At 71.6% G+C, this 11848-nt stretch carries 10 protein-coding genes and 1 tRNA gene; 9 read left to right on the top strand and 2 right to left on the bottom strand.

Going from position 1 to position 11848, the window contains the following annotated elements; genetic code table 11:
• The first annotated feature begins 46 nt into the window (after positions 1–46).
• The 3 genes from argB to SL103_RS11640 are packed head-to-tail and all read left to right on the top strand — an operon-like array spanning position 47 to position 2753.
• Complete coding sequence (gene argB, locus SL103_RS11630; RefSeq protein WP_069568788.1) at positions 47–970, top strand: acetylglutamate kinase; 924 nt, start codon at positions 47–49, stop codon at positions 968–970.
• A complete protein-coding gene (locus SL103_RS11635; RefSeq protein WP_069568789.1) occupies positions 967–2202 on the top strand; it encodes an acetylornithine transaminase in 1236 nt (411 codons plus the stop codon). The genes argB and SL103_RS11635 overlap by 4 nt, the downstream gene beginning before the upstream one ends.
• Positions 2203–2210: 8 nt before the next feature.
• Positions 2211–2753 carry an arginine repressor gene (locus tag SL103_RS11640; protein ID WP_033267777.1) on the top strand — a complete coding sequence of 181 codons (543 nt, stop codon included), beginning with the start codon at positions 2211–2213 and terminating at the stop codon, positions 2751–2753.
• A gap of 118 nt (positions 2754–2871) precedes the next feature.
• Here the strand turns inward: SL103_RS11640 and SL103_RS11645 are convergent.
• Positions 2872–2945: transfer RNA gene (locus SL103_RS11645), tRNA-Pro, on the bottom strand.
• Positions 2946–3097: 152 nt separating this feature from the next.
• On the opposite strand from SL103_RS11645, the gene SL103_RS11650 reads away from it, so the two are divergent.
• From SL103_RS11650 to SL103_RS11675, 6 genes are all read left to right on the top strand, one after another.
• Entirely contained in the window at positions 3098–3466 is a 369-nt protein-coding gene (locus SL103_RS11650; protein ID WP_069568790.1) for a DUF488 domain-containing protein, read from the top strand.
• Between the two features lie 114 nt (positions 3467–3580).
• Positions 3581–4777 carry an argininosuccinate synthase gene (locus tag SL103_RS11655; protein WP_069568791.1) on the top strand — a complete coding sequence of 399 codons (1197 nt, stop codon included), beginning with the start codon at positions 3581–3583 and terminating at the stop codon, positions 4775–4777.
• Positions 4778–4883: 106 nt separating this feature from the next.
• Entirely contained in the window at positions 4884–6317 is a 1434-nt protein-coding gene (gene argH / locus SL103_RS11660; RefSeq protein WP_069568792.1) for an argininosuccinate lyase, read from the top strand.
• A gap of 113 nt (positions 6318–6430) precedes the next feature.
• A complete protein-coding gene (locus tag SL103_RS11665; protein ID WP_069568793.1) occupies positions 6431–6982 on the top strand; it encodes a TetR/AcrR family transcriptional regulator in 552 nt (183 codons plus the stop codon).
• Positions 6979–8577 (top strand): MFS transporter, encoded by a 1599-nt coding sequence (locus tag SL103_RS11670; RefSeq protein WP_069568794.1) that lies wholly within the window; start codon positions 6979–6981, stop codon positions 8575–8577. Before SL103_RS11665 ends, SL103_RS11670 begins: the two co-directional genes overlap by 4 nt.
• 272 nt (positions 8578–8849) lie before the next feature.
• Positions 8850–10820, top strand: a complete 1971-nt coding sequence (locus SL103_RS11675; protein ID WP_069568795.1) for a bifunctional metallophosphatase/5'-nucleotidase — start codon at positions 8850–8852, stop codon at positions 10818–10820.
• Positions 10821–10893: 73 nt separating this feature from the next.
• On the opposite strand, the gene SL103_RS11680 is transcribed toward SL103_RS11675, so the two are convergent.
• A complete protein-coding gene (locus SL103_RS11680) occupies positions 10894–11565 on the bottom strand; it encodes a lysophospholipid acyltransferase family protein (protein ID WP_069568796.1) in 672 nt (223 codons plus the stop codon).
• Between the last annotated feature and the right edge of the window lie 283 nt (positions 11566–11848).

Consider the following 11848-nt stretch of genomic DNA (forward strand, 5'->3'; position numbering starts at 1 on the left):
GCGCACGGACCGCCGCACGGACCTCCGCACGGAGCGAGGTCCGCGCATGAGTACGCGCAAGCACACCGCGCTGCCCAAGGCCCGCACGCTCATCGAGGCGCTGCCCTGGCTGACCCGGCACCACGGCAAGACCGTCGTCATCAAGTTCGGCGGCAACGCCATGGTCGACGAGGAGCTCAAGCGCGCCTTCGCCCAGGACGTGGTCTTCCTGCGGCACGCCGGTCTGCGCCCCGTCGTGGTGCACGGCGGCGGTCCGCAGATCAGCGCCCAACTGGACCTGCTGGGGCTGGAATCGGAGTTCAAGGGCGGCCTGCGGGTCACCACGCCCGAGGCCATGAACGTCGTACGGATGGTGCTGGCCGGCCAGGTGCAGCGGGAGCTGGTCGGGCTGCTCAACGAGCACGGCCCGCTCGCCGTCGGCATGACCGGCGAGGACGCCCATCTGATGACCGCGACCAAGCACTACGCCGACATCGACGGCGAGCAGGTGGACATCGGCCGGGTCGGCGAGATCACCGCCATCGACCCGGGCGCCGTCCGGGCGCTGCTGGACGACGGCCGGATCCCGGTCATCTCCTCCATCGCCCGCAGCAACGACGAGGAGGACCGGGAGGCCACCGGGGTCTTCAACGTCAACGCCGACACCGCGGCGGCCGCGCTGGCCGCCGCCCTCGGCGCCGAGACGCTGATGGTGCTCACCGACGTCGAAGGGCTCTACGAGGACTGGCCCAGCAGCGACGAGGTGATCTCCCGCCTGACCGCCGCCGAACTGGAGAAGCTGCTGCCGGACCTGGCCAGCGGCATGGTCCCGAAGATGCGCGGCTGCCTGTACGCGGTACGCAACGGCGTGCACACCGCCCGGGTCATCGACGGGCGGGTCCAGCACGCGATCCTGCTGGAGATCTTCACCGACGAAGGAATCGGCACGATGGTCGTGCCGGACGCCGAAACGACCGAGGGGGCGGTATGACCCAGGCGGCACACACCCGGGGCCCGGCGACCAATGAGGCGCTGACCCGGCGCTGGCAGGGCGCCATGATGGACAACTTCGGCACCCCCCGGATCCCGCTCGTACGCGGTGCGGGCGTCACGGTCTGGGACGCCGACGGCAAGGAGTACCTCGACTTCCTCGGCGGCATCGCGGTCAACGCGCTGGGCCACGCCCACCCCGCGGTGCTCCGCGCGGTCTCCGACCAGGTCGCCACCCTCGGCCACGTCTCGAACTTCTTCGTCTCCGAGCCCACCGTCACCCTCGCCGAGCGGCTGCTGGCCCTCGCCGGGCGGCCCGGCAGGGTCTACTTCTCCAACTCCGGCGCGGAGGCCAACGAGGCCGCCTTCAAGATCGGCCGGCTGACCGGGCGCCGCCACATGGTGTCCACCGTGGGCGGCTTCCACGGCCGCACCATGGGGGCCCTCGCGCTGACCGGCCAGCCCGCCAAGCAGGCCCCGTTCGCCCCGCTGCCCGGCGACGTCGACTACGTCCCGTACGGGGACGCCGACGCCCTCCGGGCCGCCGTCACCACCGACACCGCCTTCGTCATCCTGGAGCCCGTCCAGGGGGAGAACGGCGTCGTCGTGCCGCCGCCCGGCTACCTCCGGGCGGCCCGTGAGATCACCGCCGCCACCGGCACCCTGCTCGTCCTCGACGAGATCCAGACCGGCATCGGCCGTACCGGACACTGGCTGGAGTCCGGGGCCCAGGGCGTCGAGGCGGACGTCATCACCCTCGCCAAGGGGCTGGGCGGCGGACTGCCGATCGGCGCGACGCTGGCCTTCGGCCCGGCCGCCGAGCTGCTCACGCCCGGCTCGCACGGCTCCACGTTCAGCGGCAACCCCGTCGTCTGCGCCGCCGCGCTCGCCGTCCTGGACACCATCGAGCAGGACGGCCTGCTCGACAACGTCAAGCGCGTCGGCGAACGGCTGCGGGTCGGAATCGACTCCCTGGCGCACCCACTGGTCGGCCAGGTCCGCGGTGCGGGCCTCCTCCTGGGTATCGTCTTGACCGAGTCGCTCGCGCCACGCGTGCAGCAGGCGGCTCAGGACGCGGGTCTCCTGGTGAACGCGGTCGCGCCGGACGTCGTCCGGCTCGCCCCGCCGCTGATCGTCTCCGACGCGGAGGCGGAGGTGTTCCTCCGGAAGCTCCCCGCCGTCCTCGACGCGGCCCGCCAAGGGGCCGACGGGGAACAACGATCCGGAGACTGACGAGACAGATGACCGAGCCGCAGGACAACGGGGTGCACAACGGGGCCCAGGCCGTACCGCAGACCCGCACCGCCCGCCACCGCCGGATCGTGGACATCCTCAACCGGCTGCCGGTCCGCTCCCAGAGCCAGCTCGCCAAGCTGCTCGCCGACGACGGCCTGTCCGTCACCCAGGCGACGCTCTCCCGCGACCTGGACGAACTGGGCGCGGTGAAGATCCGCAACACCGGGGGAGAGCTGATCTACGCGGTGCCCAGCGAGGGCGGCGACCGCAAGCCGCGGGCGCCGCTGGGGGAATCGGCCAAGGAGGAGCGCATGCGCCGCCTCTCCGGCGAACTCCTCATCTCGGCCGAGGCGTCCGCCAACCTCGTCGTCCTGCGCACCCCGCCGGGGGCCGCCCAGTTCCTGGCCTCCGCCATCGACCAGGCCGAGCTGCACGACATCCTGGGCACCATCGCCGGCGACGACACCTTGATGCTGATCAGCCGTGATCCGACCGGGGGCCAGGCGCTGGCCGACCATCTGCTGCGGCTGGCCCAGAAGGCCACCTGATAGGCCAGAAGGCCACCTGACGCGTCCCGCCCCACGCGGGAGGGGCGCGGCACGCGAAATGCGTCAGGGGCCCCGCTCCACCGAAGTGGAGCGGGGCCCCTGAGCTGTGTTTGCACCGTCGGGACGACAGGATTTGAACCTGCGACCCCTTGACCCCCAGTCAAGTGCGCTACCAAGCTGCGCCACGTCCCGGTGCTCGAACCGGCCGGAGGAATCCCGGCCGGGGCGTGCAGAAGAAAAATACCCTGTCCGGTGCCCTGAATCCAAAGCGGGCCCCTCAAGCGGCGCTTCCCGGCCCCTCGGCGGGGCCGTCGCTTCCGTGATTCGATGGGGTTATGGGTGAAATGTCCACTGGTGACGGTATCCGGGTGCGTCGGGTGTACGAGCAGTCGGAGCCGGCGGACGGGGCGCGGGTGCTGGTGGACCGGCTGTGGCCGCGCGGGCTGTCCAAGGCGGACGCGCAGCTGACCGAGTGGTGCAAGGACGTGGCCCCGTCCTCCGAGCTGCGGCGCTGGTACCACCACCAGGAGGAGCGGTTCGAGGCGTTCGCGGAGCGCTATCGCGAGGAGCTGGCGGGAGAGTCCGCGCAGCAGGCGCTGGAACGCCTGCGGGAGCACGCGGCGGACGGGCCGCTGACGCTGCTGACCGCGGTCAAGGAGGTGCCGCTGAGTCATGCCGAGGTGCTCGCGGAAGTGCTCCGGGAGGAGCGGTGAGGGCCTCGGCGCTTTCCCGCCCTGCCGCTGACCTGCAGGTTCGATGAGCATTGACGAAACATACGGTGGAGTGCATACTTATACTCATCAGTGAATGCCCGTAAGGAGAACCCCGTGACCGAGCGCGTCGTACTCGCCTACTCGGGCGGACTGGACACCTCTGTCTGCATCGGCTGGATCGCCGAGAAGACGGGCGCCGAGGTCATCGCTGTCGCCGTGGACGTCGGTCAGGGCGGCGAGGACCTGGACGTCATCCGCAAGCGCGCGCTGGCCTGCGGCGCGGTCGAGGCCGAGGTCGCGGACGCCAAGGACGAATTCGCCGACGAGTACTGCCTGCCGGCGATCAAGGCCAACGCGCTGTACATGGACCGCTACCCGCTGGTCTCCGCGCTGTCCCGGCCGGCGATCGTCAAGCACCTGGTCGCCGCGGCCGCGAAGCACGGCGCCACCACCGTCGCCCACGGCTGCACCGGCAAGGGCAACGACCAGGTCCGGTTCGAGGCCGGCATCTCCTCCCTCGCCCCCGACCTCAAGTGCATCGCCCCGGTCCGTGACTACGCGATGACCCGGGACAAGGCGATCGCGTTCTGCGAGGAGAAGAAGCTCCCGATCGCGACCACCAAGAAGTCGCCGTACTCCATCGACCAGAACGTCTTCGGGCGGGCCGTGGAGACCGGCTTCCTGGAGGACATCTGGAACGCGCCGATCGAGGACGTCTACGAGTACACCCGGAACCCCGCCACGCCCCGCGAGGCCGACGAGGTCGTCATCACCTTCGAGGAAGGCGTGCCAGTCGCCCTCGACGGCAAGCCCGTCACCGTCCTGCAGGCCGTCCAGCAGCTCAACGAGCGCGCCGGTGCCCAGGGCGTCGGCCGGATCGACATGGTCGAGGACCGGCTGGTCGGCATCAAGTCCCGCGAGGTGTACGAGGCGCCCGGCGCCCTCGCGCTGATCACCGCGCACCAGGAGCTGGAGAACGTCACCGTCGAGCGCGAACTGGCCCGCTACAAGCGGCAGGTCGAGCAGCGCTGGGGCGAGCTGGTCTACGACGGCCTGTGGTTCTCGCCGCTCAAGCGGGCCCTGGACGGCTTCATCAACGAGGCCAACGAGCAGGTCAGCGGCGACATCCGGATGACCCTGCACGGCGGCCGCGCGGTGGTCACCGGCCGGCGCTCCGACCGGTCCCTGTACGACTTCAACCTGGCCACGTACGACACCGGCGACACCTTCGACCAGTCGCTCTCCAAGGGCTTCATCGAGCTCTTCGGCATGTCGAGCAAGATCGCGGCGCGGCGTCAATCGCGGGCGTAGCCCGGCGCGACCCGGCCTGAGCCCGCCTCGTTACCCCCGTACGACCGGCTGCCTCCCCTCGTGTGCGGGGAGGCAGCGGCACATCGAGCAGCCTTGAGGAGCAGCAGTGAGCAGCAACAGCGGTGACGTCCGGCTCTGGGGCGGTCGTTTCGCCGACGGACCGGCCGAGGCACTGGCCCAACTGTCGGCGTCCGTCCACTTCGACTGGCGGCTGGCCCCGTACGACATCGCCGGCTCCCGTGCGCACGCCCGCGTCCTGCACAAGGCGGGCCTGCTCACCGAGGACGAGCTGGCGCGGATGCTCGCCGGGCTCGACCGGCTGGAGGCCGATGTCGCGGACGGCTCGTTCGTCGGCACCGTCGCCGACGAGGACGTGCACAGCGCCCTGGAGCGCGGGCTGCTGGAGCGGCTCGGGCCGGACCTCGGCGGCAAGCTGCGGGCCGGCCGGTCGCGCAACGACCAGGTGGCGACGCTCTTCCGGATGTACCTGCGCGACCACGCCCGGATCGTCGGCGGCCTGATCGCCGACCTCCAGGAGGCGCTCGTCGGCCTCGCCGAGGCCCACCCGGACGTCGCGATGCCCGGCCGCACGCATCTCCAGCACGCCCAGCCGGTGCTCTTCGCGCACCACGTGCTGGCGCATGTGCAGTCGCTCTCCCGGGACGCCGAGCGGCTGCGGCAGTGGGACGAGCGCACCGCCGTCTCCCCGTACGGCTCGGGTGCGCTGGCCGGCTCCTCGCTCGGCCTCGACCCCGAGGCGGTCGCCGCCGACCTCGGCTTCGAGCGCGGCTCGGTCGGCAACTCCATCGACGGCACCGCCTCGCGGGACTTCGTCGCCGAATTCGCCTTCATCACGGCGATGATCGGCGTCAACCTCTCGCGGATCGCGGAGGAGGTGATCATCTGGAACACCAAGGAGTTCTCCTTCGTGACCCTGCACGACGCCTTCTCGACCGGCTCGTCGATCATGCCGCAGAAGAAGAACCCGGACATCGCGGAGCTGGCGCGCGGCAAGTCCGGCCGGCTCATCGGCAACCTCACCGGGCTGCTGGCGACGCTCAAGGCGCTGCCGCTCGCGTACAACCGTGACCTCCAGGAGGACAAGGAGCCGGTCTTCGACTCCTGCGACCAACTGGAGGTGCTGCTCCCGGCGTTCACCGGGATGATGGCCACCCTCACGGTCAACCGCGAGCGGATGGAGGAGCTGGCGCCGGCCGGCTTCTCGCTGGCCACCGACATCGCGGAGTGGCTGGTCAAGCAGGGCGTGCCGTTCCGGGTGGCGCACGAGGTCGCGGGCGAGTGCGTCAAGGAGTGCGAGGCGCACGGCATCGAGCTCGACCAGCTCACCGACGAACAGTTCGCCAAGATCTCGCCGCATCTGACGCCGGAGGTCCGCGGTGTCCTCAATGTCCCCGGCGCGCTCGCCGCGCGCAGCGGCCGGGGCGGCACGGCTCCCTCGGCGGTCGCGGTGCAGCTCGCCGAGGTGCGGACCGACCTGGTGAAGCAGCAGGAGTGGGCGGCGGCCAGGACGCCGCGGTAGCGGAACGAGACAGCGGCGACGGCCCGCACCCGGGAGACCGGGTGCGGGCCGTTTTCGTACCGGGTGGCGGAAATTGTGAGACGTCAGTGTCTCATTCGGCTAGTCTGTGTCTCATGGCTGTGGATCGTGAACGGGTACTGAAGGAAGCGGCAGCGCTGCTCACCCGCCGGGCGACGACGTCGATGGACGAGATCGCCCGCGCCGCGGGCATCAGCCGCGCCACGCTGCACCGGCACTTCGCCGGACGGGACGCCCTCATCAGGGCGCTGGAGGAGCACGGGATCGCGCAGTTCGCCCGGGCGATGGACGCCGCACGGCTCGACGAGGGCGACGCGGCCGGTGCGCTGCGCCGGCTCATCGAGGCGGCCGAACCGGTCGCCGCCGTCCTGGCCTTCCTCTTCACCGAGAACCAGCTCTTCGAGGGCGACGAGGTCAACGCCGGCTGGGCACGCCTCGACGCCCGCATCACCGCGCTGTTCCGACGCGGTCAGGCGGAGGGCGACTTCCGCATCGACCTGAGCGCCGCCTGGCTCACCGAGGCGCTCTACGGCCTGATGGGTGCCGGCGCCTGGGCCGTGCACGAAGGGCGGGTCGCCCGCAACGACCTCAACCACTCGATCGCCGAGCTGCTGCTGGGCGGCATCCGACGGAGCATGGAGAAATGACCGAGACCATAGCGTCTGGACGGGCCGGTTCGGCCCACGTGGACGACCAGCCCCGCCCCGGCCGCTGGCTCGCCCTCGCCGTGCTGGTGCTGGCCGTACTGCTGGTCGGCGTCGACGCCACGGTCCTCGGCCTCGCCACGCCCTTCCTCAGCGAGGACCTGCGCCCGTCCGGGGCGCAGCTGCTGTGGATCGGTGACATCTACTCCTTCGTCATCGCCGGTCTGCTGGTGTCCATGGGCAGCCTCGGCGACCGCATCGGCCGCAAGAAACTGCTGCTGCTGGGCGCCGTCGGCTTCGGCGCGATGTCGGTGCTCGCCGCGTACGCCACCAGCCCGGAGATGATGATCGCCGCCCGGGCGCTGCAGGGCGTGGCCGGTGCGACGCTGATGCCGGCCACCCTCGCGCTGATCCGCAACCTCTTCCACGACCCCCGCGAACGCAGCCTGGCCATCGGCATCTGGGGCGCGATGGCCTCGGCCGGCATGGCCGTCGGGCCGGTCCTCGGCGGCTTCCTCCTGGGCCACTTCTGGTGGGGATCGGTCTTCCTGATCAACCTGCCGGTGATGGCGCTGCTGGTCGCCGTCGGCGCCAAGGTGATCCCGGAGTCCCGCAACCCGGACCCCGGCCCCTGGGACCTCCCCAGCGTCGCGCTGGTGCTGGTCGGCATCGTCGGCGTCGTCTACGCCGTCAAGGAAGCGGCGGTGGAGGGATACCGCTGGGACATCGCGGCCGTCGGCGCCGTCGGCGTGCTCGCGCTGGTGGCCTTCGTCCGCCGCCAGCGCACCCTCGCCTCGCCGCTGCTGAACATGAAGCTCTTTCACCACCGCGGGTTCTCCGGCGCGGTGCTGGCCGATCTGCTGACCATCCTCGGCCTGTCCGGGCTGGTCTTCTTCCTCTCCCAGTTCCTCCAGATGGTGCAGCAGCGCTCCCCGCTCAACGCCGGGCTGGTCGAACTCCCCGCCGCCGTCGGCGCGGTGGGCGCGGGCCTCGCCGCCGGCTGGGTCGCCCGGCGGCTGTCCGTACGGATCGTGGTGGCCGGCGGCCTCGCCGTCGTCGGACTCGCGCTCGTCGGCTGCACCACCCTGCACGGCGACACCGGCACCGCCGCGCTGTGCGTCATCCTCTTCGTCGTCGGCGTCGGTGCGGGCTTCTCGTTCACCGTCACCGCCGACGTGATCCTCTCCAGCGTGCCCAAGGAGGAGGCGGGCGCCGCCTCCGCGGTCTCCGAGACCGCCTACGAGCTGGGTGCCGCCCTCGGCATCGCGCTGCTCGGCTCCATCGTCACCAGCCTCTACCGCGGCTTCGCCACCCCGGCCGGGGTGCCCGAGTCGGCCGCGCACGCCGCCCGCGAATCGCTCGGCGGCGCCGTCGAGGCGTCCGGCCAACTCCCCGCCGACCAGGCCGCGGCGCTGCTGAAGACCGCGCAGGACTCCTTCGTGGGCGGCGTCGACGTCGCCGCCGGGGTGGGCGCCGTGGTGCTGCTGTCCGCGTCGGTGGCCGCGTGGTTCCTGCTGCGCGGCCAGGAGCTCGCGAACAGCCCGGCCACCGCCACCGCGCCCGCGGAGCTCACCGCCGACGGCGCTCCCAGGGCCTGACCGCCCGTCACGGCCGGCACGGCCGCCCGCCCCGCACGGCCACCGGTACGACGTACCGCTGATCCGCCGGACGGCGGGCATGCGCCGCCTCCAGGGCGTGTCCTGTGGATCAAGGCGCCGCCCACCCGCGATGATCCACGGGACACGCCCTGGGGGCGACTGTCCCCCGCCCGTTCACGCCCGGTACGCGCTGTGGTGACCGGTCGTCCCGCGCGGCTCGCTCGACTCTCCGGTCGTCCCCCTACGGACGGCCCGCTCAGGAGAGTGACGCAGTGCGCGACATCGGACGACGGTCCTTCTTCACCGCCGCGGGGGCCCTGGCCACCGCGAGCGCCATCGGCTCCAACGCCTATGCCACCGGCCACGCCCGCGACGCGGCCACCGCCGACGAATACGTCGACGTCCAACTCCTCAACATCACCGACCTGCACGGCTATCTGCAGGGCGCCCCGGGCGCCCACTCCCGCATCACCGGTGCCGGCGGCAAGACCTACACCGTCGGCGGGGTCGCCTACATGGCCGCCCATCTGGAGCGGCTGCGCGACGGACGGCGCAACTCCCTCTTCTTCGCCCCCGGTGACCTCTTCTCCGGCTGGGAGTTCGACGCCGCCTCCTTCGCCGACGAGCCCACCATCGAGGCGCTCAACGCGATGGGCCTGGACTTCGCCTCGGCCGGCAACCACGAATTCGACAAGTCGGCGACGTTCCTGACCACGCACATGGCCGACGGGGACTCCTTCCCGGTCATCGGACGGGACGACGACTTCAAGGACTCCACCGGACGCCGCTTCCGGGGCGCGAATTTCCCGTACTACAGCGCCAACATGGTGTGGCACGCGACCGGCAAGCGGGTGCTCGCGCCGTACAACATCGTGCAGGTGGACGCCGGGGGCGGCCGCCGGCTGCCCATCGGCTTCATCCATCTGACCGCCATCGGCACCGAGTCCTTCCCCGGCTCCTACCAGCCGGGACTGCGCACCCTGGACGAGCTGGAGACCGCCAACCGGTGTGCCGCGGAGCTGAAGTCACGCGGCGTCAACGCGATCGTGCTCAGCATGCACGACGGCGCGGTCGCCGGCAGCGACTTCTCCAGCGGCAAGAACCCCTCGGGGCCGGCGTACGAACTGGCGCTGCGCGCCTCGCCGGACATCGACGCCATCGTCACCGGCCACTGGCACTGCGCCTTCACGATGATGCTCCCCGACCCCGACGGCACCCCCCGCCCGTTCGTCGAGGCCGGCTGCTACGGGCAGCTCGTCAACGAGATCAACCTGCGGCTCGACCCGGACACCGGGTCCGTGATCCGGGAGCTGACCACCTCCGTCAACCACCCCAACACCCGGGACGTGACGCCCGACCCGGAGCTGAAGTCGATCGCCTCCTACTGGGCCGACCGCGGCTCCCGGCGCGCCCGCTCCCGCATCGGCACCCAGAGCGCCTCCTTCACCCGGCAGCGCAACGCGGTGGGGGAGTCCACCATGGGCAACCTCGTCGCCGACTGGGCCCTGTGGGCCGGCCGGCAGCCGCACGGCCCGATGGACGATCCCGCCGACCACCCCAACATCCCCGCGCAGCTCGCGGTCATCGCGGTCGCACCGCGCGTCGGCCAGGCCGTGATCGCCGGCGATCTGATCCGGGACGAGGAGCTGGACGGCGACGTCACCTTCGGCAAGGCGTGGAACTCCGTCGGCTTCGGCGACCCGATCATGACCGTGACGGTCACCGGCCGGCAGATCCACGACGCGCTGGAGGAGCAGTGGGCGCCGACCGCCGGCGGCGGCCTCGGTTTCTCCCCGCTCGCCGTCTCCGCCAACGTCCGCTACACCTTCGACGCCACCGGCAAGGTCGGCCGGCGGATCGACCCCGCCGAGGTGTTCATCGACGACGCCCCCCTCGACCTGCGCCGCAGCTACCGGCTCGCCGCCCCCTCGTACACCCTCATCAACCAGGACGGCTTCAGCGCCTTCACCGGATTCACCGCACCGGTCCGGCACACCCGCGACTTCGAGAGCTTCATCGCCTTCGTCCGCGCGAAGAAGCGGCTGGTGCCGGCCCCGCTGGGCCGGGTGCGGGCCAGGAACGCCGACGTACCCGGCGCCCGTACCGGCACCGTCACCCAGCGCCAGCAGCTGCTCCCGGCCGACCCGGGCGTGGTGCCCCGGCCCGAGGTGGCGCTGCGCTCGGCGCGGCCCGGCGGCGCCGAGGGACAGCGCGCCCCCGGCGGCTTCCGGGTGCCCTGCTGATCCGGGCCGGAGGCGGAAACCCGAAGGGCCCCGTCCGTGGTCGGACGGGGCCCTTCGGGCAGGAAGCGCGAGGTCAGGCGGCGGCCCGGGCCTTGGTGGCGTAGATGTCGACGTACTCCTGGCCGGACAGCTCCATGACGTCGCTCATCACCTCGTCGGTGACGGCCCGCAGGACGTAGCGGTCGCGGTCCATGCCGTCGTACCGGGAGAAGTCCAGCGCCTCGCCGAAGCGGACGGTGACCGGCGCGATCCGCGGCCGGCCCTTGCCGCCGGGCTGCACCTTGTCCGTACCGACCATGGCGAACGGGACGACGGGCGCGCCGGTCATCAGGGCGAGCCGGGCGATGCCGGTACGGCCGCGGTAGAGGCGGCCGTCGGGGGAGCGGGTGCCCTCGGGGTAGATGCCGAACGCCTTGCCCTGCTCCAGGATCCGGCGGCCGGTCATCAGCGCCGCCACCCCGCCGTGCCCGCCGTCGCGGTCGACCGGGATCATGCCGGCGCTGGTGAAGAACCAGGCCATCAGGCGGCCCTTGACGCCCCTGCCGGTGACGTACTCGTCCTTGCCGATGAAGTACACCGGGCGCTTGACCACCAGGCTCAGGAACAGCGAGTCGATGAAGGTGACGTGGTTGCCGGCCAGGATGACCGGCCCGGTCGCCGGAATGCGCTCCATGCCCTCGACCTTCGGGCGGTACAGGACACGCATGACGAATCCGAGAATCGCCTTCAGCACAATGCGGGACAACGGGTCCTCCGGGTCGTGGCTGGTCAACGTCGAGTGAGCGCAGAGCTCTGCAGCCCAGGACGATACTCGCGGGTCACTCCCGCGCGCACATCGGGTTCATGAGGTCGATACGCACAGTTGACTCACGGTTGACGTGTGTTACCACCATGTTCCCCCCGATGTCGGTGCGCGTCTCCCCGGCATGACCCGTCCGTGCCTACGATCGGCCCGGCCCCGCGGACGGGTGCGCAACACGCCTTGACGCATCCCGGAAAACACCCGGAAGCACGCGGACCACCACCGG

Origin of the sequence: Streptomyces lydicus (assembly GCF_001729485.1) — a bacterium.
Classification (GTDB): domain Bacteria; phylum Actinomycetota; class Actinomycetes; order Streptomycetales; family Streptomycetaceae; genus Streptomyces; species Streptomyces lydicus_D.